This is a genomic window from Roseovarius sp. JB2-10, assembly GCF_055693585.1.
This window is the reverse complement of the sequence record NZ_CM146337.1, coordinates 2,074,139-2,099,247: the sequence shown is the minus strand read 5'-3', so window position 1 is coordinate 2,099,247 and position 25,109 is coordinate 2,074,139. Positions and strand designations below refer to the sequence as shown.

The window sequence follows — 25,109 nt, the reverse complement described above, 5'->3', positions numbered from 1 at the left end:
CACCTGAATAAAGGACACCGGGGATTTTCATGACAGAAACAGGGCTGCAAAAGCTTGCATTCTTCCTGCTTGTGCTTCTGATCCTCTTCGTTTCGATCTCGGGGGGCGTCTGACATGGCACAGCGCTACGGTGGCAAATACAGCCCTGATGGCGGACCTCCGGGCACTCCACGCCGTGGATCTTACCAAGGCGCGCGGCGTACCCGTGCTGGTGGCCGCATCAATCTTCTGTTTCTGGCGCCTCTGCCCCTGATCTGGTCCGCTTTTGGCAACGGCCCGGTGGCCTTGGCGCTTAATTTGGCCGCACTTGGCCTGCTGCTCTTGGCCGCGTGGATGACCCGCGAGGGTGTTCTGGCGCAAGAGGCCTTTGAGGCCCGCAAGGTGGCGCGACGACCTGGCATTCCGCGCAAGATGTTCGGCTCCGTACTGACCGGTCTGGGTCTGGCTGTCGCCGGGTTTGCCGCCAGTGGCGGTATCGTGGCACCGGTGATTTACGGCGTGATCGGCACGCTGCTGCACAGCTTTGCCTTTGGTCTTGATCCGATGAAGGACAAGGGCCTCGAAGGCGTGGACCAGTTTCAGACGGACCGCGTGGCGCGCGCCGTTGAAAAGGCCGAAACCCATCTGGCGGCCATGTCCGATGCGATCAAACGCGCGGGCGACCGGCAGGCCGAGTCCCGTGTTGAGCGCTTTCAGGCCAGCGTCCGCGACATGCTGCGCACCGTGGAAAACGACCCGCGCGATCTGACCGCAGCGCGCAAGTACATGGGCATCTATCTGGTGGGCGCGCGCGATGCGACCGCCAAGTTCGCTGATATCTATGCCCGGTCCCGCGATGCCGGGGCGCGGTCGGATTACATGATGTTGCTGACCGATCTGGAAGAGAATTTCGTGGCCAAGACGCAAAAGCTTCTGGCCGATAACCAAACCGATCTTGAGATTGAGATCGACGTGCTGCGCGACCGGTTGCAGCGTGAGGGCATCCGCCCTGAACAACAGCTCAACCAACAGAATTGATAAGTGAAGGGGAAGTCATGACCGAGAGTATTCGTGAAAAAGCCGAGGCCACGCTGGCCGCCGTGCAGGAAGTCAGCGCCGTTATTCTGCCAGAACCCGCAGATGCCAATGCCATCGTCCCACTGAAAGATGCGGACAAGCCGGTGGGTGCGGAAATCAAGAAACGCATGGCCGAAATTGACATGACAGATACGCAATCCATCGTGTCTTTCGGCTCCAATGCGCAGGCCGAGCTGCAAGAGATATCGCAATCCATGCTGCAGGGCGTGCGTAACAAGGATGTGGGCCCGGCCGGCGACAGCCTGCGCGGCATTGTCACCACGATCCGCGGCTTTTCGGTGTCGGAACTCGACGTGCGTCGCAAACGGACGTGGTGGGAACGTCTTTTGGGCCGCGCCGCGCCAATTGCAAAATTCACTGCGAAGTTTGAAACCGTTCAAAACCAAATCGACAAGATCACCGAGGATTTGCTGGGCCATGAGCACACGCTGCTCAAAGACATCAAATCGCTGGATATCCTCTATGACAAGACGCTGACATTCTACGACGAGCTGGCGCTGTACATTGCGGCCGGTGAAGAAAAACTGAGCGTTCTGGATACAAAAGACATCCCTGCCGCCGAAGCAAAGGTGGAAAAGGCGCCTGAAAAGGATCAGGTGATGAAAGCGCAGGAGTTGCGCGATCTGCGTGCCGCACGGGATGATCTGGAACGCCGTGTGCATGACCTGAAACTGACCCGGCAGGTGACCATGCAATCGCTGCCATCCATTCGTCTGGTGCAGGAAAATGACAAATCGCTGGTCACGAAAATCAATTCAACGCTCGTGAACACGGTGCCGCTGTGGGAAACACAACTGGCACAGGCCGTGACGATCCAGAGATCCGCAGATGCGGCAGCCGCGGTGCGTGATGCCAATGACCTGACCAACGAGCTTCTGACCGCAAATGCCAAGAACTTGCGCGAATCTAACAAGATCATCCGCGAGGAGATGGAGCGTGGTGTCTTTGACATCGAAGCCGTGAAACAGGCCAATGCCGACCTGATCGGCACGATTGAGGAAAGCCTTGCCATCGCCGATGAAGGCAAAGCGCGTCGTGCCACCGCCGAAGCGGAACTCAAGAAGATGGAGGCGGAATTGCGCGATACGCTCAGCGCGGCCAAATCACGCCGTGACGGTGTGGGCGACAACGCGGGTACCGCGGTACCGGGAGCCTGAACCGCAGGTGGATTGGCGCGGGCTATTTCATAAAACGGGCTTGGGGCTGGGGCTGATCGCCTTGGCCTCTTGCGATGTGGTGCCACTGGAGCCCACCGCCAAACCCCGCGCGCGTCCGGCTGGAATTGCCGCAAAACCTGTGCCCGCCGAACCCTCCGCCGAAAGCGTCGCATTGGCGCGGTTTTATGGCCGGATGCAAGCGGACCTTCTGGCTCAGGGCCTGTTGCGCACGGGCGGTGGCGGGGTCGATACGCCCTATACCGATACCGTGTTGGCCCGCAATTTCGAACGCATCGCTTTCTATGATGAATATGCCCGCGATCAGGGCCTGAAGAAGTCCAACGGCGTTGCGGGCCGTTTGCGCAAGTGGAAAGGCCCGGTGCGGATTGGCATCGAATTTGGCGGATCTGTCTCAGAGGAACAACAGGCTGCCGATCGGATCGTTGTGGCAAACTATGCCGCGCGTCTGGCGCGGATCACCGATCACCCGATTTCAGCCAATAGCCGCTCGCCCAATTTTCACGTCTTTTTCATGGGTGAGGATGATCACGAATTTGCCCGCAAACGCGCACAGCAAATTATTCCCAGCATCAGTCAGGCCTCGCTTGACTTCTTCTCTGATTTGCCGCGGTCGATCTTGTGTTTTGTGATCACGGCCGGTTCGGAACAGGAATATGAATATTCGCGCGCGATTGCCTTCATTCGCGCAGAACACCCGCAATTGATGCGCCAATCCTGCGTCCACGAAGAACTGGCCCAAGGCTTGGGTCTGGCCAATGACAGCCCCAATGCGCGGCCATCGATCTTCAATGACGATGACGAATTTGCGTTTTTGACCACCCATGACGAGGAGTTGCTGCGCTTGCTTTACAATCCTGCGCTGCGCCCCGGCATGACCGCGGACGAGGCCCGCCCGATCCTGCGTCGCCTGATTGCGACGCGCGGCGGCCCAAGCTGATGACAAAGGAGACCTGAGATATGGGTATTTTTGATTTTTTAACCGGTGAATTTATCGACGTCATCCATTGGGTGGATGACACCCGCGATACGATGGTCTGGCGGTTCGAACGCGAAGAGCATGAGATCAAATATGGTGCCAAGCTGACCGTGCGCGAAGGCCAGGCGGCTGTGTTCGTGCACGAAGGTCAGCTTGCGGATGTTTTCACCCCCGGTCTTTACATGCTTGAGACCAACAACATGCCCATCCTGACGACGCTGAACCACTGGGATCATGGCTTCAAAAGCCCGTTCAAGTCTGAGATTTATTTCGTCAACACGACCCGCTTCAACGATCTGAAATGGGGCACCAAGAACCCGATCATGCTGCGCGACCCGGAATTCGGCCCCACCCGCCTGCGGTCCTACGGCACCTATTCCGTGCGTGTCAGTGACCCGGCCAAGTTTTTGGTCGAAATCGTCGGTACCGATGGCGAATTCACCATGGACGAGATCAGCTACCAGATCCGCAATATCATCGTGCAGGAGTTCAGCCGTGTGATCGCGTCATCGGGCATTCCGGTACTCGACATGGCGGCCAACACGGCCGATCTGGGCAAGCTGGTCGCATCGGCCATCAGCGGCACAATCGCTGAATACGGCCTGTCGATCCCCGAACTCTATATCGAAAACATCTCGCTGCCTGCGGCGGTTGAGGCCGCGCTGGACAAGCGGACCTCTACCGGTATTGCAGGCGATCTGGGCCGGTTTACCGAATATTCCGCCGCCGAGGCCATGACCGAAGCCGCCCGCAACCCGAACGGAGGTGGCATGGGGGCCGGCCTTGGTATGGGGATGGGCATGGCGATGGCAAATGCCCAGATGCAACAGGGGCCTTGGGGCACACGCCCTGCCGCGCCACCGCCGGTCGAACATATCTGGCACATCGCCGAAGGTGGCAAATCACATGGCCCCTATTCAAAGGCTGATCTGGGCCAAATGGCCGACAAGGGCAAACTGACCCGTGACACGCTGGTTTGGACCGCTGGTCAAGACGGTTGGCAGCGGGCCGAGGATGTGCAGGAGTTGGCGCAGCTCTTTACCGTCATGCCCCTCCCCCGCCAGATGCGTAAGGTCCAAACCAACCTGTAAGGCCCGCCCATGCCCTTTAGACGCCAGATCACGATTGCCACCCACTGGACGCTGGTCGTGCTTCTGATGGTGCTGATCTCTGACGCGCAGGCACCTGTGTTTTTCTGGGCTTTCGGCGTGGCGGGGATTTTGATGGTTTTGGTTGGCCTTATGGACGGGTTGATGTCCGGTCCCGGGCCCAAGCTTGAGGGCATGATGCGCACGCTGCATCCCTGGTCCAACAGGGCAATGTATTGCCTGCTGGCCTGGGTTGCCGGTCTGACGATCTATCACCAGGTGACCGGCACGACGATCGGCGCACCGATCAAGACCTGGCACCTGATCCTGACAGCAGGCATGGCCTTCCACGCCATTTTCCACCTCTGGCGCCATACTGCATTGGGTGATGGCGCGCTGCGCCGCATCACGCCGCGCCGTTTCCACAACATCCTGTAGGGTCCATGAACGATATTACGCCTTCTTCCACGCAAGAGCACCGGTTTCCCTGCGACAATTGCGGGGCAGATTTCCGGTTTGACCCAAGTGAGGCGCATCTGACATGTGATCATTGCGGCAATACCGCCGAGATCGAACATGCAACGCCGTGGCATGCCCCGATCAAGGAGTTGGATTTGCGCCGCGCGCTCAGTCAGCAACTGCCTGATCTGGAGATCGAAGAGACCCGCGTCCTGCAATGTCCGAACTGTGCGGCACAGGTGGAGTTCGATGCCGCGACCCACGCCACGGAATGTCCGTTTTGCGCCACGCCCGTGGTGACGGATACCGGCACGCATCGCCACATCAAACCACGCGGTGTCTTGCCCTTCGCGCTGGAAGAACGCACCGCCCGCGCTGCGATGACCGATTGGTTGGGCAATTTATGGTTCGCGCCCTCCGGCTTGCAGGAATTTGCGCGTAAGGGGCGGAAAATGCAGGGGATTTACGTGCCCTACTGGACCTTTGATGCGGATACAAAATCGAGCTATCAGGGCGAGCGCGGCACGGTTTATCATGAAACGCGCACCGTCATGCGCGATGGCAAAAAACAACAGGTTCGCGTGGCCAAAGTGCGCTGGCGGGGCGTTTCGGGCCGTGTGGCGCGGTTTTTTGATGATGTGTTGATCCTGGCGACACGCAGCCTGCCCAAACGCTTCACTGATGCGCTGGAACCGTGGGATCTGGCCGCTTTGGAGCCCTACCGGCCAGAGTATCTGGCTGGGTTTCGCGCCGAAGGGTACACCGTCGAATTGGAAGAGGGGTTTGCCGAAGCCCGCCAGCATATGGACCGGGTGATCACCCGCGATGTGAAATTCGACATTGGAGGAGATCGGCAACGCATCCACGACATCCAGACGCAGGTCGGTGATGTCACGTTCAAACATGTGCTGCTGCCGGTCTGGCTGGCCGCGTATAAATACCGGGGCGAGACATATCGCTTCGTGGTCAATGGCCGCACCGGGCGGGTTCAGGGCGAGCGTCCTTACTCGGCCATCAAGATCGCCGTTGCCGTGATCTGCGGCGCGCTTCTGGCCGGGGTTGTGGGATATTTTATCGCCCAGAATCAGGGGAGTTTTTGAAATGTCGGATGACGCGGCCGCGCTGACCCGCATCCTTGAGACGCGTTATAGCTGTCGCGGGTATGTGCCAGATCCCGTGCCCGAAAATGTGGTGCAGGACATTATCACGGCCGCGGGACGCGTGCCGTCATGGTGCAACGCACAGCCCTGGCAGGTCACCGTGACACGCGGAGAGGAGACTGACCGGTTTCGCAACGCGTTGCTGACCCATGCCGAGGCAAGCCAACCCGCGGCTGATCTGCCCTGGCCCAAAGGCTATCCCGGCGCCACGGGTGAACGCCGGCGCACCTGCGGCTATCAGCTTTATGGCGCCTTGGGCATCACACGCGAAGACTACCCCGCACGACATAACCAACATGTTGAAAATTATCGACTTTTCGGAGCACCACATGTGGCCATTATCAGTTCTGAATCGGATTTGGGGCCCTATGGCGCATTGGATTGCGGGGGCTTTGTCACCGGGTTCACACTGGCGGCGACGGCCCATGGCGTGGCCACGATTGCCCAAGCCTCCGTCGCGGCCTATCCGGATATGATCCGTACGCATTTCGGGCTGCCGGAAACGCGACTGATCCTGTGTGCCATTTCATTTGGCTATCCGGATCCGGACCATCCCGCCAACAGTTTTCGCACGGAACGGGCATCCTTGTCCGAGATCTACGACCCCCGCGGATGACGCATAAGGAGGCCTTCAATGCGCGCATTGCTGCAACGCGTTTCACACGCCAGTGTCACCGTAGATGAGGCCATCATTGGCCAGACCGGACCCGGCCTTTTGATCCTGATCTGCGCGATGCAGGGCGATACCGAAGCCCATGCCGATCAATTGGCCGCCAAGATTGCCAAGCTGCGGATTTTCACGGATGAGGCGGGGAAGATGAACCTGTCGGTGCGCGACAGTGGTGGCAGCGCTCTTGTGGTCAGTCAATTTACGCTGGCAGCCGATACATCACGGGGCAACCGCCCCGGCTTTTCGACCGCCGCACGCCCGGAAGAAGGCAACAGGCTCTACGAGTACTTCACACAGCAACTGGCGGCTCAGGGCGTGCCCGTGGAAACCGGGGCGTTTGGCGCGGATATGAAAGTGGATCTGTGCAATGACGGGCCGGTGACGATCTGGATGGACGTCTAACGCTTACGAAAGGTCAGGTAGTGCGGTGTGCGATCTTCGCGCAGGGCCTTTTCTTCGTAGCGCGTTGAAATCCAGTCCGACCACGGCGTTCGCCAATCCGCCGGGCGCTCTGCCAGCCAGTCAAAACCGTGCTGCGGCACTTGCTCGAGCGTCTGGCGCACGTAATCCGGGATATCCGTCGCAACCCGGAACATGGCACCGGGTTTCAGGGCGCGTGCCAAGGGCTCCAGATGCTCGGGCGTCACAAACCGGCGGCGATGGTGGCGCTTTTTGGGCCATGGATCGGGATAGAGCAGAAACGCGCGGGCAATGGATTGATCCGGCAACACATCGAACATATTGCGCACGTCCCCGGGATAAACGGCAAGGTTACCCACCCCCGCATCCCGGATTTTCCCCAACAGCATCGCCACGCCGTTGATGTAAGGTTCGCAACCGATGATGCCGATCTTCGGGTTCTGGACGGCCTGGTGCACCAGATGTTCACCGCCACCAAAACCGATTTCGAGCCACACTTCCCGATCGCCAAAATATGAAGTCAGATCAAGGGGGTCACGGTTTGGGTTTTCATCCCAGCCCACGGCACCCGGCGAAAGCTGCGCCAGATCCTGATCCATATAGGCCTCTTGCGATTTGCGCAGGCCCTTGCCTTTGAACCGGCCATAGAAATTACGCCACGGCGCGCCGGAGGGATGTTTGTCGCTGCTCATGGGCCGTCACATGCCCTAATTGGACCACCCGCTGCAATCCCCAATCGCGCACCCTGTCAGCCCAGATAATCGCGCAGTGCAGGCGGCGGGTTGTCCAGCAACGTGCCCGTGGGCATAGGCGGATGTGCCATGCCTTCGGCCACCAGCACGGCCTGATCGGCGATGCGCCGCGCGTCTTCGGGGTCATGGCTGACCATCAGCAGAGTGGTGCCGTTTTCGCGAACCAGCTCTGAGACCAGATCGAGCATCTCGACCTTGAGTGCGGGACCAAGAGCCGCGAAGGGTTCGTCTAACAGCAAAAGATCCCGGCGTTGCACCAGAACCCGGGCAAGCGCCACGCGGCTTTGCTGTCCGCCAGAGAGCGCTGCTGGCTTGCGTGATCCCATGTCGGCCAGCCCGACACGGGCAAGAGCCGCCTGAACCGCGTCTTTTTGCTCAGGTGAAAGCCGCCTGTTGGGCTCAAGGCCCAGAGCGACGTTCTGCGCCGCATTGAGATGCGGAAAGAGATTTCCGTCCTGAAACAGCATCGCGACGGGTCGTTTGCCCGGGTGCAATTCCGTGAGTGGCGTGCCGTGCCAATGGATTTGTCCGCGCGACACATCCCGAAACCCCGCAATGGCTTCGAGCAGTGTGGATTTGCCGGCACCTGACGGCCCGATAATGGCGAAGGTGCTGCCTGACGCGATGTCCAGATTGGCGGACAAGGCGAAATTGTCATTTGTTATGACAACATCCTCAAGCTTCAGCATGCCATTTCCCCCGCGATCCAGCACCCAGAAAGCCCCCATCGACAATACCAGCAGCAGCAATGCAGCGCCCGCCGCCGCGTCCATCCGGTAGGCCCCCATCAAACGATAGATCTGGAGCGGTAAAGTTGCCAGTTCGGCGTCGGCAAAGAGGGCGATCACGCCAAGATCACCCATGGACAGGGCCGCCGCGAGACCGGCGGCAAACCCGATCTGCGGGCGCATTCTGGGGATCAGGACCTGCCAGAAAAAGCTACCATTTGACATGTTCAGCGATGCGGCGAGGCGTCCATAGCGTGCGACCGTCTGCCGGGCAGCGGGGACAAGAATGCGCAGCGCAAAGGGGAGCGCCATGACCGCGTTGACCACAGCAGTGACCGGCAAGGCCAGCGCGGACGGATCAGCCACGGGCCGGATCATGATGAAAAGCCCTGTGCCGATGACAAGCGGTGAGGCCGCAAGGCCCAATATGCCGCTCAACTCCACCCAGCCTTTTCGGCCTGCGGCGATGGTTGCGGCCATGGGCAGCGCCAGCGCCAGCAGCAAAACTGTGCTGGCGGCAGAAACAAGAAGTGAAACAAGCGCCGCGCGAAAAACCTGCGCTGGCATGTCCCAGAGGCCTGCAAGACCGGTCAGGACAATAGATGTTAGAGGCAAGAGCAAAAACAGCGCCGCCACTATGACCCAAAGCGTATCCCCGAAACGCGCCAAGCCCCCTGCCCCATCCCACCGCCTGACCGCTCGATCCAATCCGCCGCCAAATCCATCGCCGCGCGACAGGCGCAAAGCAGCCAGCGCAGCAACGGCTGTTAGTACCAATTGCAAGGCCGAAAGAAGGGCCGCGCGGCCCAGATCAAAATCATAGGTGAAGGACTGGTAGATCGCCAATTCGATGGTGGTCGCCCGGGGACCGCCACCAAGGGTCAAAGCGACGGCAAAACTGGTCAGGCAAATGGCAAAAACAACCGCCAATGCACCCGGCAGGACACGCATCAACATCGGCCCCTCGATCAACCGAAACAGGGCGTGACCGGTGCATCCCATTTGCGCCGCAAGGCGAAAACGTTCTGATGGAATTTCCTGCCAGCCTTGCAGGATCAAACGCGTGGCAAGCGGCAAATTGAAGAAAACATGCGCCAACACAACACCGTGCAACCCGTAGATTTGCACCGGAGGCAAGCCGACAAGTGCGAGAAGGTCAGACACCCAACCCGCCCGGCCAAACACCTGCAGGAGGCCCAAGATAGCCACGATCACAGGCAGGATGAAAGGCGCCCCGAGCACGGCGACGAACGCTCTGCGCCCGGCAAATCGCCGCCGGGCAAGTGCGCGGGCCACCGGGACGGCCAGACCAACGCTGATCAGCGCTGACAAAACGGCCTGAAGCAGTGTAAAGCGCAATGCCGAAAGATCGGCAGGGCCGAAGCCAAGACGGCCCGCAGAGCCCGCCTCAGCCCTGAACGCGACCGCGGCGAGTGTGCCAAGGATCAACACTGCAACACATACCGCAGCGCCGATCCCCGGCCATGGGTTCACTGGCTGAGCGCGCCCAACCATTCAGACAACGCCTCGTCCCGGGCCGCAGCCGCATCATCGGCGCTGAGCAACAGAGATTTTTCCGGCGTGACCAGCGTGTCGAACCCGTCTGGCAACCCACCCGAAGGTGTGACCGCCGGATACATCCAGTTAGTTGTCGGGATAATGCTCTGGAACGTGTCGGAGACCATGAAGGCCAGAAACTGGTCGGCCAACTCACCCTGGTCGCTACTGGCAAGTTTGGCCGCCACTTCGACCTGCATGTAATGGCCTTCGTCAAAGGCCGCAGCCGCTTTGCTGGCGTCTTCTTCTGCTATCAGGTGATAGGCGGGCGATGTGGTATAGCTGAGCACCATATCTGCTTCGCCTTCGAGGAAAAGTCCGTACGCTTCGGACCAGCCTTTGGTGACCGTCACGATATTATCCGAAAGGTCCGTCCAAATCGCCGGGGCCTCATCGCCATAGGCCGCTTTGACCCACATGAGCAAACCCAGACCGGGGGTCGATGAGCGCGGATCTTGGATCAGGATTTTGGTGTCACTGGCGGCCAGATCGCGAAAGTTGCTGGGCACGGTTGCGTCGGCATTGTGGACAAAGGCAAAGTAACCCCAATCATAGGGTACAAATACCGGGTCATCCCATGTCACTGGCAATGTGAAATCGGCCGACACCGAATGCGGCGCGAAAAGACCTGTTTCCTTGGCCGCGGTGATCAGATTGGTATCAAGGCCCAGAACAATATCCGCGTCCGAGTTTTCCCCTTCCAGGCGGACGCGTGACAGAAGCGCTGCACCGTCTTCAACACCCACTAAGTTGAGATCACAATTGCAGACCGCTTCAAAGGCCTCTTCCACCTGTGGGCCTGGACCCCAGTCGGAAACGAAGCTGTCATAGGTATAGACTGTCAGTACGGGCGCATCGGCCGCCACGGCCGTAGATGCACCCAGAAGTCCTGCGGCAAATACAAGATGTTTCATATCATCCTCCAAATGGCCGCGCCGGGACAGAAAAGGAGGATCAGTGTCGTATCCTTCCCTCCGCCGGTGCTAACCGGTTCAGGTTCAACGGGTTCATCAGAATGACATCTCAGCACAAATATCGTGCACCCCGAGGCAATCCGGAAATTAGGTCGAATTCCACGCGAACACAACCGCAATCAACAGGGGCAGGTCGCGCAGTTTGTCACAGATATCCGGTAGGTGACGATGGGCGCGGCGCTGGCAATCCCTATGGCAGTTGGAACGCCCGATGACGGCCGCGCCACGCTGTGGGACCCACGTCATGAACCGACGCGCCGGATGTGTCGACGGCCACCATCACGGGCATGTCTCGGACCTGCAATTCATAGATTGCCTCCATGCCCAGATCTGGCCACGCCACAACCTTCGCGTCGCGAATGGCTTGAGACACCAGATAGGCCGCGCCGCCCACAGCAATCAGATAGACCGCGCCGTTATCTGCAATGGTTTGGGTCGCCGCTGGCCCCCGCTCGGCCTTTCCCACCATAACGCGCAGCCCGGAGGCCGGCAAAAGCGTATCCAGATAGCGATCCATGCGGGTGGCCGTCGTCGGGCCTGCCGGGCCGATCACCTCATCTCCCACAGCATCGACAGGGCCAACATAGTAAATCGCCTTGTCGCGCAGATCGATGGGCAATGCTTCGCCCTTGGCCAGCGTTTCGATCATGCGCCGATGGGCCGCGTCACGTCCGGTGTAGAGCGTTCCGGACAACAGCAGTGTTTCGCCCACCTGAAAATCCGCGACAACATCAGCGTTGAGGGTATCCAGATCAACGCGCCGCAAATCCGCGTCATTGTCGCCGGGCAGGTCCGGCCAAGCAGCAAGATCGGGCGGTGTGAACCGCGCCGGACCACTGCCGTCCAACGTGAAATGGACGTGACGGGTGGCCGCGCAATTGGGGATCAGCCCCACGGGCAATGAGGCCGCGTGTGCCGGAGCAGTTTTGATTTTGACGTCCAGCACCGAGGTCATGCCGCCAAGCCCCTGCGCACCGATACCCAATGCATTGACCCGGTCATAAATCTCGATCCGCATGTCCTCAAGGGCGGATGCGGGACCGCGTGCCAAAAGCTCCGTCATGTCCAACGGCGTGTTCAGTGCCTCTTTGGCCAAAAGCATGGCCATCTCCGCACCGCCGCCTGCACCGATGCCCAGGATACCCGGCGGGCACCACCCGGCACCCATGGTCTGGATCGTTTCGACCACCCAGTCAGCGACATTCTCACCAGGGTCCAGAACCGTAAATTTAGATTTGTTTTCTGACCCACCGCCCTTGGCAGAAACGTCAATGTCGATCCTGTCCCCTTCGACCAGTTTGACGTGCACCATGGCCGGGCTGTTGTCGCCGGTGTTGCGGCGATCAAAGATCGGATCATGCACCATCGAAGCCCGGAGGGGGTTATCCGCCGCCTGATAGGCTTCGCGCACCGCATCGTCGACGATGTCCTGAACGCTGCGGCGGCTGTCAATCCGGGCATCCATTCCGATCTTCAGAAACACATTTGCCACGCCGGTATCCTGACAGATCGGGCGGTTGCCCAACGCACACATACGCGAATTCCGGAGTATCTGGCCCATGGCGTTGCGCGCGGCGGGGCTTTCTTCACGTGCATGGGCCGCGGCCATATGTGCGATGAAGTCAGGCGGGTGGTAGTGGCTGATGAATTGCAGGGCATCCGCGATGCTTTGGCGCAAATCCTGTTCTGAAATTACTGTCATCCAGATCTCTCCCCCAGCCCGCGCATGTGTGGCCCTGTCTACCGATATTTGATCACTATCAACCCTATGCGCTGTGATCCGGGATTTCCAATGCGACGGTTCACGGTATCAAGATCACCGCGCCTTGATGATCCGGAAAAAACGGACCATGCTGCCAGTCCAAAGCGTGGCCCTGCGTGCTGCAGAGCAACGCACCTGGTGTATCGGCCTGTGAAAGAGAGACGTTCCATGAACAAAGTAAGCCCGTTTCAGAAAGCCGCTGGTTGTTTCATTGATGGTGCGTGGCAGCCCGCGACCGGAAACGGCACGATTGACGTCATCTGTCCCAGTGACGGCAAGGTTTTCGCCCAGATTGCGGCGGGTGGTGCAGAGGATATCGACCATGCAGTCGCCGCCGCTCGGGCGGCGTTTGATGGGGGGCCATGGTCGAAACTGACCGCCGTCGAACGTGGGCGTTTGTTGATGGCCTTGGGTCAGAAGATTACGGAGAGTGCCGAAGATCTGGCTCAGCTGGAGGCCCGCGACACGGGCAAACCTGTGACCCAGGCGCGCGCTGATATGGTTTCTGCCGCGCGGTATTTCGAATATTACGGTGCCGCGGCCGATAAAGTGCACGGTGAAACCATCCCGTTCATGGCGGGTTATCATGTGCAAACCCTGCTGGAGCCCTATGGTGTCACGGGTCATATCATCCCCTGGAACTACCCGGCGCAGATGTTTGGCCGCACGCTTGCGCCCGCACTGGCCATGGGCAATGCGGTCGTGCTCAAACCCGCCGAAGAGGCATGCCTGACACCGCTGGCCATCACCGCGTTGGCCGCCGATGTCGGGTTTCCTGCTGGGGCCATCAATGTTGTACCGGGCTTGGGGCATGTCGCGGGTGCGGCCCTGAGCACACATAAATCCATAGATTTCCTGTCCTTTACCGGCTCACCGGATGTAGGCGCCCTGATCCAGTCGGAAGCGGCAAAGAACCATATCGGCGTGACGTTGGAACTTGGCGGAAAATCCCCGCAAATCCTGTTCGCGGATGCCGATCTGGAGGCGGCGTTGCCTGTCCTCACCGGTGCGATTGTGCAAAACGGCGGTCAGACGTGCTCTGCCGGATCGCGGGCCCTGATCCAGCGCAGCATCTGGGATGACGTGATATCCCGCCTAAGCGCGCGATTTGAAACTCTGACCGCAGGGGCACATGACGCAGATCACGATCTGGGAGCGGTGATATCGGCCAGACAACGCGATCGGGTGCAGGCCTATATCGACCAGGCCGGGGGCACGGACGCGCCCATTCTGGCACGCGGCAAAATTGCCGACGATGCCCCGACAGACGGGTTTTTCGTGGCCCCCATTTTGGTAGGCACCTGCGATCCGGGCCATGTGCTTGCCCAGGAAGAAGTCTTTGGTCCCTTCCTGACTTGTATCCCCTTTGAAGACGAAGCAGAGGCCATTCAAATCGCCAACAACACCGACTACGGGTTGGTCGCCGGGGTGTGGACGGCCGATGGCAGCCGGCAAATGCGCGTGGCCAAAGCCATGCGGTGCGGCCAGGTGTTCATAAACGGCTACGGTGCGGGCGGTGGCGTTGAATTGCCTTTTGGCGGCACCGGAAAATCGGGGCATGGCCGGGAAAAAGGTTTTGCGGCCCTGATCGAATTCAGCCAGATCAAGACAATCGTACACAATCACGGATGACGATATGAGACTTGCAAACAAGACCGCAATTGTGACGGGCGCTGCGTCAGGATTTGGCAAAGCCATCGCGCAACGGTTCGCAGCCGAAGGGGCCCGCGTGGCCATTCTGGACCTCAGCACCGAAGCCGCACGGGACGTAGCCAAAGATATCGGAGACGCCGCAATTGCCTTGACCTGCGATGTATCTGATGCCGCAGCGGTCAGCGATGCTGTTGCGCAAACACGCAAGGCCTTTGGTCAGGTGGATATTGTCGTCAACAACGCCGGATGCACCCACAAAAACCAGCCCGCGCTTGACGTCGACTACGAGATGTTTCGCAAGGTCTATGCGGTCAATGTCGACAGCATCTTTCACATGACCCACGCCATCGTGCCCCATTGGCGCGACATTGGGCATGGTGTGATGATCAATGTTGGCAGCACAGCCGGTCTTCGTCCGCGCCCCGGGCTGAGCTGGTACAACAGCACCAAAGGTGCCGTGAACACGATGACCAAAACACTGGCCATCGAATTTGCGCCCGATAACATTCGGGTTTGCGGATTGGCACCGGTAATGGGAACCACGGGATTGTTGGAAACCTTCATGGGCATGCCCGACACGCCGGAAAACCGGCAGAAATTCCTGCCGACGATCCCACTGGGGCGCCTTTGCGCGCCGGAAGACATGGCCAACGCAGCGCTTTATCTGGCCTCTGACGAAGCAGAGTTCATCACTGGCACGATGCTGGAAGTCGACGGCGGACGCACAATCTGATCCGCAGACACGCCACAAAAAAACGGCACGGTAACCCGCGCCGTTCCTTTTGATTTTTTAACGTTTCAGACGGCCTTTTTGAGCGCCTCGACCAGATTGGTCTGCTCCCAGCTAAACCCGCCATCCGCCTCCGGATCGCGACCAAAATGGCCATAAGCCGCAGTGCGTTGATAGATCGGTTTGTTCAGGCTCAGATGTTCACGGATGCCACGGGGGCTGAGGTCCATGCACTGCGCAATCGCTTTTTCGATCGCGGCGGGTTCCACATCACCTGTGCCATGGGTATCGGCATAGATTGACAGCGGCTTACTAACCCCAATCGCATAGCTCAGCTGGATGGTGCAGCGTTTGGCCATGCCCGAGGCCACAACATTCTTGGCCAGATAGCGCGCAGCATAGGCCGCAGACCGGTCAACCTTTGTGGGATCTTTGCCCGAAAACGCACCGCCACCGTGTGGGGCCGCACCACCGTAGGTGTCGACTATGATCTTGCGCCCCGTCAAACCGGCGTCCCCGTCAGGGCCACCAATGACGAATTTACCGGTCGGGTTCACGTGCCATTCCGTCTCCGCAGTGAGCCATCCATCCGGCAGAACTTCCCGAATATACGGCTCGACAATGGTGCGGATATCGTCGCTGGTCAGTGTTTCGTCGAGATGCTGCGTGCTCAGCACCAGCGAGCTGACACCCATGGGAATGCCGTTTTCATAGACAACCGAAAGCTGGCTTTTGGCATCCGGTCCAAGCGCGGGTTCAGTACCGTTTTTGCGCACTTCCGCGAGGCGCCGCAGGATGGCGTGACTGTATTGGATGGGCGCGGGCATCAGGGCAGTGGTCTCATCCGTGGCGTAGCCAAACATGATCCCCTGATCCCCGGCGCCTTCGTCCTTGTTGTCCGCAGCATCAACCCCTTGGGCGATATGAGCGGATTGTTCGTGCAGAAGATTGGTAATTTCGCAGGTTTTCCAATGAAACTTGTCCTGCTCGTATCCGATATCGCGAATACAGGCGCGCGCGATCTCGTCGATCCGGCCCATGTAATCGGTGAGTTTGTCCTGATCTGACAGACCCACTTCGCCGCCGATGACGACGCGATTGGTTGTTGCAAATGTTTCCGCAGCAACGCGTGCCTGCGGTTCTTCCGACAAAAAGGCGTCCAGAACGGCATCAGAGATGCGGTCGCATACTTTGTCCGGGTGTCCCTCTGACACGGATTCAGAGGTGAATACATAGTTATTACGGGCCATGAAAAGCGCTCCATTAAAGTTCACCGCCACGCCAGGAAGCCGTTGTGACGGGTTTTGGCACTGGTTAAGGCCGGGCCGGGCCCGCGTCAATCGATAAAGCAATTTGACGTTAATTGTCGCTTTATTGGGTGCACGGCGTCCACAAAGCGACCGGTTTGCCCGGATTAGTGCCGACTGGGAAATAGCAGCGCGCTAGGCACGACGTCTGCCCCAAAATAAGCTGCCACCAAGGACAAAGGCCAGCAGCGCCAGTATCAGCGCGTCCCCTGTGTGTGCATAAAACGTGGGTGCGTGCGGAGGTGGCAGAGGCGCGTCAAGCCAACCCGCTTCCCCCAATGGCAAATGTGATGTGATCCGGCCGGTTGCATCGATCACGCCCGAAATGCCGGTGTTGGCCGCGCGGATCATCGGCAAGCCCTGCTCCACGCTGCGCAACCGCGCCTGTGCCAGGTGTTGATACGGGCCCGACACTTTGCCGAACCATGCATCATTGGTGATCAGCATCATGAAATCCGGACGTTCCGGTGCCGCCATCACATCACGCGCGAACACGCCTTCGTAGCATATCAGTGGCAAGGCTTTGCCAAGCGCGCCCATGTCAATCACCTGCGCACCCGGCCCGGCGCTGTAGCCGTTGCCATCACGCGACGCCAATCCGGAAATCCCGAACCGGGATAACAGATTGCCAAACGGCATATATTCGCCAAAAGGCACCAGATGATGTTTGTCATAGACGGCGCTGATTTCTCCGCCCTGCCCCAGCACGGCCATCGTATTATAGAGCCTCGGCCCGTCGCGCCGTTGCAGACCAATCACCACTGGCGCGCCACGCGCGGCATCTGAGATGGACGCAAGGGTCGATCCCGCCCCTTCGAGCAGAACCGGTACAGATGTTTCCGGCCAGACCACCAGATCAGGTCGGTCTTCGCCCGCCGCTGAAAAGTCCAGCTGGCGGTTGAAAAAGACCGGTATCATCTCCGAATCCCATTTTTCATGCTGCGCGGCATTGGGCTGGATCAGACGTACAATAGGCGCATCCTCTGGCACCGCACTGTTTTCAGTCAGCATGGTGGGCAGCACATAACACAGGACCGGCAGTCCAATCAGGATAGCCGCGCCCGCTATCCGCTTGCCTGCAACAACGTGCCAAAGGGCCGCTGCCAAGGCCACAAGTGTCGCGGTCAGGCCCAGCGCTCCGGTGATCGAAGCCCATCCCAAAAGAGGTGTTTCGATCAACACATGGCCGATTTGCGCCCATGGGAACCCGGTGAAAAGCACACCCCGTGTTGCCTCCGCCAAGGTGATGGCCGCGATCAGCCCGACGGCTCCGGTGCCCACCGCACGCGCCACGCCAAAGGCCAGCGCCCAAAAGAGCGCCATGCCCGCCGCGAGGCCCAGAAGGGCAAACGGTGCCATCCAGCCATGGCGCGCGACATCAACCAAAAAAGGTTCGACGATCCAGCTGAGCGCCACCATGAAATAACCACAGCCTGCGATCCATCCCAGCCAAGCTGCGGCACGTGGTGTTTGTGATTGGCGGTGCAGCGCAAAGATCAGCGCCATGGCGATAAGCGTAATCGGCCATAGCCCCCATGGGGCCTGCCCCAAAGCCGCCAAAGCGCCCAGTGACAAAGTAATGAGCCATCGATACACCCGCGCCAGCCCGTTTATCCGGGTGACAAAGCCAGGTTGTACGATGTCAGTCATCTTTCTGGCCAGGCAAGCTGACCTTCAGGCGTTTGATCCGGCGCGGGTCCGCATCAACGACTTCGATCATCACACCGGTGGGATGTTCGACAACTTCGCCCCGTGCCGGAACACGGCCCAAGAGCATGAAAACCAGACCGCCCAAGGTGTCGATTTCTTCTTCGTCCACTTCATCGGCATCGGTGAGAGAAAATCCAATTTCCTCTTCGAATTCGTCCAACGGTGTTTTGGCCAGCGCCTGATAGCAACCGGTGGGTTCCTGGGTCCAAAAACCGCCCTCGTCGATATCATGCTCATCCTCGATCTCACCAACCACCTGTTCGATCAGGTCTTCGATGGTCACCAATCCGTCCACACCACCATATTCGTCAATCACCAGTGCCATGTGGCGCCGCTCGCTCTGCATTTTCTGCAGGAGCACCCCTATGGGCATGGACGGCGGCACAAACAGCAAAGGACGGAGCATGCGTTTGAGCGAAAACCGCCCGCTTGCCCCGTTAAAGCCGTGCTTGAGCGCCAGGTCCTTGAGGTGGACAAAGCCAATCGGTGTATCGAGCGTACCCTTATAGACCGGCAAGCGGCTCAGCCCGCTATCCCGAAACACCTGAACCAGTTCATCCTTGGTGATGGTAGAGGCCACAGATACGATATCCGCCTTCGGGATCGCCGCATCTTCAACCGCCATACGGCGCAGATTGCCGATACCCGGTTGCCCTTCGGACATATTGCCCGGGACAAAAGTGTCTGAGGTCGTATCTTCGTCAGTGGGGCCAAAAGCCCCGAAAATTCGGCGGAAAAATCCGCCCTGTTCCTCTTCGTCGTTGCCATCAGGCTGCGCGCGTTGCGCCGCGTTAGAGGATCCGTCTATACTGTCGCCCATTCTCTCTTTCCAAAAATTTGCAGTGCCGTTACGCCCCACCGCGCTAATATGGGTCAGGCACCCCCAGTTTGCCAAGTACCTGGCGCTCGATTGATTGCATCACGGTGGCATCTTCGTCACGGATATGATCATAGCCCAAAAGATGTAACACCGCATGAACGATCAAATGCGTGACATGGTCGGTCAGCGGTTTTTGGCCTTCTTCAGCCTCTCGAACACAGGTCTCATAAGCGATGGCAATATCGCCAAGTTCGTTATCCGGGCCGGGTTGCGGCACTTCGGACGGTGCACCTGGCGATGTCGGGGCTCGGTCCACGCTTGGCCAGCTCAGTACATTTGTCGCTTGGGGTTTGTCCCTGAATTCGGTGTTCAACGCCGCAATTCGGGCATCATCACAGCCCAGAACGCTGATCTGCCAGGCATCGGGGTCCATGCCGAAATGTGCCAATGTGGCAAGAGATGCCCGCTCGACAACGGCAGACAAGTCCATCGCTTGCCAGCGCGCCTCTTCAATCAGGGTTTCGGTCAGCATCAGGGATCCGCTGGTTTCAGGTATCGGCCTCATAGGCCTCGATGATTGCGGCCACAAGCGGGTGCCTTACCACGTCCTTGGAGGTGAAGTAACTGAAGCTGATATTGTCAATGCTCTTGAGCAGACGTTCCGCATCCTGCAAACCGCTTGTCACACCACGGGGCAAATCGATTTGCGTGCGGTCACCCGTGATCACCATGCGGCTGCCTTCGCCCAACCGGGTCAGGAACATTTTCATCTGCATGGATGTGGCGTTCTGGGCTTCATCCAGAACCACAAACGCATTGGCCAGAGTTCGACCGCGCATGAAGGCCAGCGGGGCAATCTCGATCCGCTTGTCTTCGATCAGCTTGGCCAGTTGTTTGCTGGGCAGAAAGTCATTCAGAGCGTCATAAAGCGGCTGCATGTAAGGATCGACCTTGTCCTTCATGTCACCGGGCAGATAGCCGAGCTTTTCACCCGCTTCGACCGCCGGGCGCGACAGAATGATGCGATCAACATGCCCTTCGATGAACATCGACACACCAGCCGCCACGGCAAGATATGTCTTGCCCGTACCCGCAGGACCAATGCCAAACGCCAATTCCTTTGAGAACAGGGAATGCACATACGCCTTTTGCGCGTCCGTGCGCGGTTCGACCAGTTTTTTGCGGGTTTTGATCTCGACCTTACCGCCTTTGAACATCTCAAGCTGGTCGCCGTCTCGCGTGCCCGTCCCCTGATCCGACCCGCCCATGCGCAATTCGCGGTCGATATCGCCATGTTCCACGGATTTGCCCGCCTCGAGCCGTTCATAGAGCGCCTGCAAAACGGCAATGGCCTCGCGCGCCTGCGCTTCTTCGCCCACGGCCACCAACTGGTTGCCGCGCCGCACAATCTGCACACTCAAATTCTGCTCGATTTCCGCAAGGTTTCTGTCGAATTCGCCACACAGGTCGATCAGCAGGCGGTTATCGGGGAATTCCACGACCTCTTCGTGATGCGTGGCGGGGTCGAGGGGTTGAGACAACTCGGTGCTGATCAATCAAATCTCCTGGCTAAAGTAGCTTTTTGCCAAATGGTGCCAAGTTGCGCAGGGGCGTGCAAGAGCAACTCGCGCTTTGTTGCGTGATCTTAACGAAAAAAGCCGCGGGCCCCGGGGGCCTGCGGCTGATTTTTGCTGATGTTGCACGGCTCAGAACGTGTCACTGACAGTTTGGTTACCCTGAAACGGCCCGGTCACGGTGGTCGGCGGGGCCACACCGGAACACACTGGCTTGCCGTTGCGGTCCAGTCGTTGAGACAGGTATCCCTCGATACCGTCGTCAATGATCCAGTGGTCACAGCCATTTGGGTCCACCCAGATACCGGCCTGCAACTGGCTCAGGTGTTTCTTCTTGAAGCCATAATCGATGGTCTTGTTCTCACCCACCTGGCCGCCGCCGCCTTCTCCACATGCTGTTAAAAGACCAACGGCGGAGAAGCACAATATCACTGTTTTCATGGTCATGTTCTGCCCCCTCACCGGATACACATGATTTCGACGCGGCGGTTCTGCGCCTTGCCGGCCGCCGTGGCGTTCGATGCCTTGGGCTGGCGTTCGCCATAGCCGCGGATCGCGTTGATCCGTGCGCCGGATGCCTTGGCGATGCGCGCAACCGCATTGGCGCGGCGCAAGGACAAATCCATGTTATAGGCGTCAGATGCGCGGCTATCGGTGTGGCCGGTGATCACAAAGGCCTGGGCGCGTTCAGATTTGAAAAACGCCTGCAACCGCGCCCTGCCCGCATTGCTGATCCGCGCGCTGTCGGTGGCAAAAAGCTGGTCCGAGCTGACCACGCCGCAGAGGTTACCCCGCCGACATACCGGTTTGCCGTCACGGGTCACATGCGGCGTCATGAAGCCTTCAAACCCGTCATCCATCACCCAGTGTTCGCATCCATCCGGGTCGACCCAAATGGTTGGAATATACCGCTCTGTCTTGGTGCCGCCTGCGCCGCTTTGCGCCCAGCCTGCCCCCGCGCTCAGCGCGATGCTGCAAACGGTCACGGCAATCGCTTTCATCATGTCGTTCAATGCCCCCATCCTCGTTTTTTGTATTTCACCACCTGGGCCCGAAGGCACCAACTCACACTGGGCAAAAGTTTAACGACTCTTGGGAATATGGGAAGAAAAATTACAAGATATTGTGTCCGCAACGGAAACAATAGCCAGTCATTGCGCTGAATTGGCCGCAGGACCGCCGGATTATTCGGCCGCGTGGCGCAAAATTTCACCAGAAAGAGAATTGGTGCCGCTGTCGACAATTTTAACGGGCAGGATGTCACCGCTTTGAACCGCATCATCGGTCACATGCACCGCATGCAGGTATTCTGATTTGCCCACCATCTGCCCTGCGTCACGGCCTGGCTTTTCGAACAGCACATTGACAGTGCGGCCCACCATTGCTTCCTGAATGGCACGTTGCTGCGTCGTGATCAGACCTTGCAACCGCTGCAGTCGTTCCGATTTCACATCCTCATCCACCTGCGGGCGCTCGGCGGCTGGTGTACCGGGGCGGGTCGAATATTTGAACGAATAGGCATAGCCGTAATTGACCTCTTCAATGAGGTCCATCGTGGCCTGGAAATCCGCGTCGGTCTCTTCCGGAAAGCCGACGATGAAATCACCCGACATCAGGATATCGGGACGCGCTTCACGAATGCGTTCGATCAGGCGTAGGTAACTTTCCGCCGTATGGCTGCGGTTCATGCGCTTGAGGATGTGATCGGAGCCCGATTGCACCGGCAGATGCAGGTAAGGCATCAGTTTGGAACATGTGCCATGCGCCTCGATCAGATCATCGGCCATGTCATTGGGGTGGCTGGTGGTGAACCGAATGCGGGCCAGACCATCGATCTTGTCGAGTTCCCAGATCAGTTGTGCCAGGGTCATATCGCCATTCGGACCAGCACCATGATAGGCATTGACGTTCTGGCCCAAGAGCGTGATTTCACGCACACCGCGATCCACCAGCTCACGCGCTTCTTCGACGATGCGATCTGCCGGGCGGCTGACTTCGGCACCACGGGTATAGGGCACCACGCAGAAGGCGCAGAACTTGTCGCAGCCTTCCTGCACTGTCAGAAACGCGGTTGGTCCGCGCTTGGCCTTGGCCCGCTTGCGCAGGGTGTCAAACTTGTCATCCTCGGGGAAATCCGTGTCGAGCGCCTTGGCACCTTCGCGGGTCTTAGCTTCCATCTGCGGCAGGCGGTGATAGCTCTGAGGCCCCACCACCAGATCAACCAGCGGCTGGCGGCGCATGATCTCTTCGCCCTCGGCCTGGGCCACACACCCCGCCACGCCGATCTTGAGGTCAGGCTTGGCATCCTTCAACTCGCGGAACCGACCCAGTTCGGAATAAACCTTTTCGGCAGCTTTTTCGCGTATGTGACAGGTGTTGAGCAGAATCATGTCAGCATCATCGGGAGAGGATGTTTCGACATACCCTGCCCCGCCCATGGCCTCGGCCATGCGTTCGCTGTCATAGACGTTCATCTGGCACCCGTAGGTCTTGATGAACAGTTTCTTTGGCTCCGCCATCTGTCGCAGTCCCTTTGCGTTTCAGGGGGTCTGACTACATCAGTTTTAGGGTCTCTTGCAATGCGGCACAAATTGTCAGATTCTATCGCGTAAACAACACGGGCAACGATGCAGTATTCCAGCCTTGATCAATTTTTAGCCACGGGTAAACCGTTGCTGGCCAAGGGGCCGGTGGCGATGATTTTCGTCGAAGACGAGGTGGAGGTGGATACCACCATTCGCCACCACCTCGATTCGGGCTTCAATCAGGTCCTCGTTCTGATGCCGGAAGGGTTTTCACTGCCGGATGACGTGATTGACCGGGTGCATCGCATCAACTTCGACATCGTCGCGGGACAGGATTTCACCAAGGCGGTCAATATGGTCAGCGATGCCGCGCCGGGGACGTGGCTGTTTTACTGTTTCAACGCGGAATATTTGTTCTTCCCGTTCTGCGAGACGCGCACGATCGGCGAAATGCTGGCCTTCCACGCGGAGGAGCGGCGCGACGCGATGCTGACCTATGTCATCGATCTTTACGCGGGCGATCTGCATCATCATGCCAACGCCGTTTCGCTCGAAGACGCTCATATGGACAAATCCGGGTATTATGCCTTGGCGCGCAACGATCCGGGCAATCACAACCACCCGAAAGAACGGCAGCTCGATTTCTTTGGTGGCCTGCGCTGGCGTTACGAAGAACATATTCCAGCACCGCGGCGCAACATTGACCGGATCGCTCTGTTTCGGGCCAAACCTGATCTGCGGATCGATGCAAATCACCGCTTTAACGACGAAGAATACAACACCTATGCCTGTCCGTGGCACCACAATCTAACGGCGGCAATAGTCTCGTTTCGCACCGCCAAAGCGCTTAAACGCAACCCCGGCTCAACCTTTGATATCGAAACGTTCAAATGGCATAACTCGACCCGGTTTGAATGGCATTCGCGGCAATTGCTGGACTTGGGATTGATGGAACCTGGGCAATGGTTTTAAGGCCAGTTGCGCCAACTTAGTCTATTTTCTTCATAGCCTTAATGTCTTGACGCCACAGACCTTTTTGCCCCTCAATGTGGCCATATGAAACCGAGCATACCGGTTGCTCGCTTCATTGAAGCGTTTCAAAACTGTGCGTAAAACCGTGGCCATGGCTTACCGCGTATCCGAATTTCACACCGCTTGTTGAACTGGCAAAAATAATTTAGTCCATCACAGATGCAAAGCTCAATCATCGCCAAAATCCTGTCGCTTCTGACCGTGATCAGTGAATCGCGAAAGCCGCTGACATTTTCGGAATTGGTCACCGAAAGTGGTCTGAACAAGAGCACAATCCACCGTCTTCTAGCGATTGGAATGGAAGAAAAACTAGTTCAGTACGACAAGCAAAACAAAGTCTACATGCTGGGACCAAAAGTCTTTGATCTCGTGCGGCACGCCTATCAGGGCTATGATATCCAGAACCTGGCGCTTGACGAAATGACGCGCTTGCACGGGATGCTCAATGCCTGTGTCACAATTGGCGTTCCCAGCGGCATGGAGGTTGTGTATCTGCGCGCGCTGGAAGCGCCACAGGCGTTGGGCGGCAGCCAGCGCACAGGCATGCGCGAACCGGTACATTGCTCGGCCTCAGGGAAGGCACTGATGGCCTTTTTGCCGGATCAAATCATCGCGTATAAACTCGAAGGGTACGATTTTGAGCGGTTCACAGATCGTACAATTACAAGCCGCGAGGCGTTCCAGACGACGCTTGAAAAAGTCCGCAAGGACGGATTCGCCACCAATGACCGCGAGCAGTTCGAGCATGTCGTGGGAATATCGGCGCCGATTTTCAACTACCTTAGTGAACCGGTGGCCGTGATGAATATCTGGGCCGACCATTCGCGTCATAAATTGCCGGAACTAACGGCGCTCACCGAAGAGCTTATGAACTCGGCAAATCGTGTCACGTCACTGGTCGGCGGACAGGCCCCGGACATCAAGAAACTAACCGCAGCCTGACACAATCCGTCGATT

Annotated in this window: 24 protein-coding genes, 1 pseudogene and 2 riboswitches; of the genes and pseudogenes, 12 read left to right on the top strand and 13 right to left on the bottom strand. The window is 58.5% G+C overall.

The features are described from left to right. The first annotated feature begins 114 nt into the window (after positions 1 to 114). From ACZ1HJ_RS10560 to dtd, 8 genes are read left to right on the top strand one after another with little or no spacing between them, the layout of a single operon-like run. Complete coding sequence (locus ACZ1HJ_RS10560) at positions 115 to 1,017, top strand: 5-bromo-4-chloroindolyl phosphate hydrolysis family protein (protein ID WP_472718628.1); 903 nt, start codon at positions 115 to 117, stop codon at positions 1,015 to 1,017. A 17-nt stretch (positions 1,018 to 1,034) separates the two neighbouring features. Beyond that, positions 1,035 to 2,234 (top strand): toxic anion resistance protein, encoded by a 1,200-nt coding sequence (locus tag ACZ1HJ_RS10555; protein WP_472718627.1) that lies wholly within the window; start codon positions 1,035 to 1,037, stop codon positions 2,232 to 2,234. Between the two features lie 40 nt (positions 2,235 to 2,274). Continuing rightward, positions 2,275 to 3,192, top strand: coding sequence for a DUF2927 domain-containing protein (locus ACZ1HJ_RS10550; RefSeq protein WP_472722196.1), 918 nt, complete (start codon positions 2,275 to 2,277; stop codon positions 3,190 to 3,192). A gap of 20 nt (positions 3,193 to 3,212) precedes the next feature. Further along, the gene (locus tag ACZ1HJ_RS10545) at positions 3,213 to 4,322 is read left to right on the top strand and encodes an SPFH domain-containing protein (RefSeq protein ID WP_472718626.1); all 1,110 of its coding nucleotides are present in this window, start codon (positions 3,213 to 3,215) and stop codon (positions 4,320 to 4,322) included. A gap of 9 nt (positions 4,323 to 4,331) precedes the next feature. Continuing rightward, on the top strand, positions 4,332 to 4,757 hold the full coding sequence (locus ACZ1HJ_RS10540) for a hypothetical protein (RefSeq protein ID WP_472718625.1): 426 nt from the start codon (positions 4,332 to 4,334) through the stop codon (positions 4,755 to 4,757). Positions 4,758 to 4,762: 5 nt separating this feature from the next. Further along, complete coding sequence (locus ACZ1HJ_RS10535; RefSeq protein ID WP_472718624.1) at positions 4,763 to 5,878, top strand: TFIIB-type zinc ribbon-containing protein; 1,116 nt, start codon at positions 4,763 to 4,765, stop codon at positions 5,876 to 5,878. Position 5,879: 1 nt separating this feature from the next. After that, the gene (locus ACZ1HJ_RS10530) at positions 5,880 to 6,554 is read left to right on the top strand and encodes a nitroreductase (RefSeq protein ID WP_472718623.1); all 675 of its coding nucleotides are present in this window, start codon (positions 5,880 to 5,882) and stop codon (positions 6,552 to 6,554) included. Positions 6,555 to 6,572: 18 nt separating this feature from the next. Beyond that, complete coding sequence (dtd, locus tag ACZ1HJ_RS10525; RefSeq protein ID WP_472718622.1) at positions 6,573 to 7,010, top strand: D-aminoacyl-tRNA deacylase; 438 nt, start codon at positions 6,573 to 6,575, stop codon at positions 7,008 to 7,010. On the opposite strand, the gene trmB is transcribed toward dtd, so the two are convergent. The 5 genes and pseudogenes from trmB to ACZ1HJ_RS10500 form a co-directional block, all read right to left on the bottom strand. Then, positions 7,007 to 7,720: a tRNA (guanine(46)-N(7))-methyltransferase TrmB gene (gene trmB, locus ACZ1HJ_RS10520; protein WP_472718621.1), complete on the bottom strand. Its 714-nt coding sequence runs from the start codon at positions 7,718 to 7,720 to the stop codon at positions 7,007 to 7,009. The two genes, dtd and trmB, sit on opposite strands and share 4 nt — an antisense overlap. A 56-nt stretch (positions 7,721 to 7,776) precedes the next feature. Next, positions 7,777 to 8,469 (bottom strand): thiamine ABC transporter ATP-binding protein, encoded by a 693-nt coding sequence (locus tag ACZ1HJ_RS10515; RefSeq protein WP_472718620.1) that lies wholly within the window; start codon positions 8,467 to 8,469, stop codon positions 7,777 to 7,779. Further along, positions 8,456 to 10,023, bottom strand: a pseudogene (locus tag ACZ1HJ_RS10510) (thiamine/thiamine pyrophosphate ABC transporter permease ThiP). The gene ACZ1HJ_RS10515 and the pseudogene ACZ1HJ_RS10510 overlap by 14 nt, the downstream one beginning before the upstream one ends. Then, positions 9,999 to 10,979, bottom strand: a complete 981-nt coding sequence (gene thiB / locus ACZ1HJ_RS10505) for a thiamine ABC transporter substrate binding subunit (RefSeq protein WP_472718619.1) — start codon at positions 10,977 to 10,979, stop codon at positions 9,999 to 10,001. The pseudogene ACZ1HJ_RS10510 and the gene thiB overlap by 25 nt, the downstream one beginning before the upstream one ends. Positions 10,980 to 11,017: 38 nt before the next feature. Next, positions 11,018 to 11,122: riboswitch (TPP riboswitch) on the bottom strand. A gap of 107 nt (positions 11,123 to 11,229) precedes the next feature. Then, positions 11,230 to 12,741: a fumarate hydratase gene (locus tag ACZ1HJ_RS10500; protein WP_472718618.1), complete on the bottom strand. Its 1,512-nt coding sequence runs from the start codon at positions 12,739 to 12,741 to the stop codon at positions 11,230 to 11,232. Between the two features lie 228 nt (positions 12,742 to 12,969). On the opposite strand from ACZ1HJ_RS10500, the gene ACZ1HJ_RS10495 reads away from it, so the two are divergent. Both ACZ1HJ_RS10495 and ACZ1HJ_RS10490 read left to right on the top strand, forming a co-directional pair. Beyond that, positions 12,970 to 14,433, top strand: coding sequence for an aldehyde dehydrogenase family protein (locus ACZ1HJ_RS10495; RefSeq protein WP_472718617.1), 1,464 nt, complete (start codon positions 12,970 to 12,972; stop codon positions 14,431 to 14,433). 4 nt (positions 14,434 to 14,437) lie between these two features. After that, positions 14,438 to 15,187: an SDR family oxidoreductase gene (locus ACZ1HJ_RS10490; RefSeq protein ID WP_472718616.1), complete on the top strand. Its 750-nt coding sequence runs from the start codon at positions 14,438 to 14,440 to the stop codon at positions 15,185 to 15,187. A gap of 65 nt (positions 15,188 to 15,252) precedes the next feature. Here the strand turns inward: ACZ1HJ_RS10490 and metK are convergent, their stop codons facing one another. From metK to miaB, 8 genes are all read right to left on the bottom strand, one after another. After that, positions 15,253 to 16,434: a methionine adenosyltransferase gene (gene metK / locus ACZ1HJ_RS10485; RefSeq protein ID WP_472718615.1), complete on the bottom strand. Its 1,182-nt coding sequence runs from the start codon at positions 16,432 to 16,434 to the stop codon at positions 15,253 to 15,255. Between the two features lie 6 nt (positions 16,435 to 16,440). Beyond that, positions 16,441 to 16,488: riboswitch (SAM-SAH riboswitch) on the bottom strand. A 138-nt stretch (positions 16,489 to 16,626) separates the two neighbouring features. Further along, positions 16,627 to 18,141, bottom strand: coding sequence for an apolipoprotein N-acyltransferase (gene lnt / locus ACZ1HJ_RS10480; protein ID WP_472718614.1), 1,515 nt, complete (start codon positions 18,139 to 18,141; stop codon positions 16,627 to 16,629). Further along, positions 18,134 to 19,021, bottom strand: coding sequence for a hemolysin family protein (locus tag ACZ1HJ_RS10475; protein ID WP_472718613.1), 888 nt, complete (start codon positions 19,019 to 19,021; stop codon positions 18,134 to 18,136). Before ACZ1HJ_RS10475 ends, lnt begins: the two co-directional genes overlap by 8 nt. Positions 19,022 to 19,064: 43 nt before the next feature. Then, on the bottom strand, positions 19,065 to 19,553 hold the full coding sequence (gene ybeY / locus ACZ1HJ_RS10470; protein ID WP_472718612.1) for an rRNA maturation RNase YbeY: 489 nt from the start codon (positions 19,551 to 19,553) through the stop codon (positions 19,065 to 19,067). 16 nt (positions 19,554 to 19,569) lie between these two features. After that, the gene (locus tag ACZ1HJ_RS10465) at positions 19,570 to 20,577 is read right to left on the bottom strand and encodes a PhoH family protein (RefSeq protein ID WP_472718611.1); all 1,008 of its coding nucleotides are present in this window, start codon (positions 20,575 to 20,577) and stop codon (positions 19,570 to 19,572) included. Positions 20,578 to 20,727: 150 nt separating this feature from the next. Next, positions 20,728 to 21,036, bottom strand: coding sequence for a hypothetical protein (locus ACZ1HJ_RS10460; RefSeq protein ID WP_472722195.1), 309 nt, complete (start codon positions 21,034 to 21,036; stop codon positions 20,728 to 20,730). 17 nt (positions 21,037 to 21,053) lie between these two features. Continuing rightward, positions 21,054 to 21,617, bottom strand: coding sequence for an OmpA family protein (locus ACZ1HJ_RS10455; protein ID WP_472718610.1), 564 nt, complete (start codon positions 21,615 to 21,617; stop codon positions 21,054 to 21,056). 162 nt (positions 21,618 to 21,779) lie between these two features. Further along, complete coding sequence (miaB, locus tag ACZ1HJ_RS10450; protein WP_472718609.1) at positions 21,780 to 23,114, bottom strand: tRNA (N6-isopentenyl adenosine(37)-C2)-methylthiotransferase MiaB; 1,335 nt, start codon at positions 23,112 to 23,114, stop codon at positions 21,780 to 21,782. 108 nt (positions 23,115 to 23,222) lie between these two features. Between miaB and ACZ1HJ_RS10445 the strand changes: the two genes are divergently transcribed. Together ACZ1HJ_RS10445 and ACZ1HJ_RS10440 are read left to right on the top strand one after the other, a co-directional pair. After that, complete coding sequence (locus ACZ1HJ_RS10445) at positions 23,223 to 24,092, top strand: hypothetical protein (protein ID WP_472718608.1); 870 nt, start codon at positions 23,223 to 23,225, stop codon at positions 24,090 to 24,092. 219 nt (positions 24,093 to 24,311) lie between these two features. Next, positions 24,312 to 25,094, top strand: coding sequence for an IclR family transcriptional regulator (locus ACZ1HJ_RS10440; protein WP_472718607.1), 783 nt, complete (start codon positions 24,312 to 24,314; stop codon positions 25,092 to 25,094). Positions 25,095 to 25,109 lie beyond the last annotated feature (15 nt).

Coding starts and splice junctions, on each gene's coding strand:
- ACZ1HJ_RS10560 (WP_472718628.1), top strand. CDS start 115: ATGGCACAGCGCTACGGTGGCAAATACAGCCCTGATGGCGGACCTCCG.
- ACZ1HJ_RS10555 (WP_472718627.1), top strand. CDS start 1,035: ATGACCGAGAGTATTCGTGAAAAAGCCGAGGCCACGCTGGCCGCCGTG.
- ACZ1HJ_RS10545 (WP_472718626.1), top strand. CDS start 3,213: ATGGGTATTTTTGATTTTTTAACCGGTGAATTTATCGACGTCATCCAT.
- ACZ1HJ_RS10540 (WP_472718625.1), top strand. CDS start 4,332: ATGCCCTTTAGACGCCAGATCACGATTGCCACCCACTGGACGCTGGTC.
- ACZ1HJ_RS10535 (WP_472718624.1), top strand. CDS start 4,763: ATGAACGATATTACGCCTTCTTCCACGCAAGAGCACCGGTTTCCCTGC.
- ACZ1HJ_RS10530 (WP_472718623.1), top strand. CDS start 5,880: ATGTCGGATGACGCGGCCGCGCTGACCCGCATCCTTGAGACGCGTTAT.
- dtd (WP_472718622.1), top strand. CDS start 6,573: ATGCGCGCATTGCTGCAACGCGTTTCACACGCCAGTGTCACCGTAGAT.
- trmB (WP_472718621.1), bottom strand. CDS start 7,720: ATGAGCAGCGACAAACATCCCTCCGGCGCGCCGTGGCGTAATTTCTAT.
- ACZ1HJ_RS10515 (WP_472718620.1), bottom strand. CDS start 8,469: ATGCTGAAGCTTGAGGATGTTGTCATAACAAATGACAATTTCGCCTTG.
- thiB (WP_472718619.1), bottom strand. CDS start 10,979: ATGAAACATCTTGTATTTGCCGCAGGACTTCTGGGTGCATCTACGGCC.
- ACZ1HJ_RS10500 (WP_472718618.1), bottom strand. CDS start 12,741: ATGACAGTAATTTCAGAACAGGATTTGCGCCAAAGCATCGCGGATGCC.
- ACZ1HJ_RS10495 (WP_472718617.1), top strand. CDS start 12,970: ATGAACAAAGTAAGCCCGTTTCAGAAAGCCGCTGGTTGTTTCATTGAT.
- ACZ1HJ_RS10490 (WP_472718616.1), top strand. CDS start 14,438: ATGAGACTTGCAAACAAGACCGCAATTGTGACGGGCGCTGCGTCAGGA.
- metK (WP_472718615.1), bottom strand. CDS start 16,434: ATGGCCCGTAATAACTATGTATTCACCTCTGAATCCGTGTCAGAGGGA.
- lnt (WP_472718614.1), bottom strand. CDS start 18,141: ATGACTGACATCGTACAACCTGGCTTTGTCACCCGGATAAACGGGCTG.
- ACZ1HJ_RS10475 (WP_472718613.1), bottom strand. CDS start 19,021: ATGGGCGACAGTATAGACGGATCCTCTAACGCGGCGCAACGCGCGCAG.
- ybeY (WP_472718612.1), bottom strand. CDS start 19,553: ATGCTGACCGAAACCCTGATTGAAGAGGCGCGCTGGCAAGCGATGGAC.
- ACZ1HJ_RS10460 (WP_472722195.1), bottom strand. CDS start 21,036: ATGAAAACAGTGATATTGTGCTTCTCCGCCGTTGGTCTTTTAACAGCA.
- ACZ1HJ_RS10455 (WP_472718610.1), bottom strand. CDS start 21,617: ATGGGGGCATTGAACGACATGATGAAAGCGATTGCCGTGACCGTTTGC.
- miaB (WP_472718609.1), bottom strand. CDS start 23,114: ATGGCGGAGCCAAAGAAACTGTTCATCAAGACCTACGGGTGCCAGATG.
- ACZ1HJ_RS10445 (WP_472718608.1), top strand. CDS start 23,223: ATGCAGTATTCCAGCCTTGATCAATTTTTAGCCACGGGTAAACCGTTG.
- ACZ1HJ_RS10440 (WP_472718607.1), top strand. CDS start 24,312: ATGCAAAGCTCAATCATCGCCAAAATCCTGTCGCTTCTGACCGTGATC.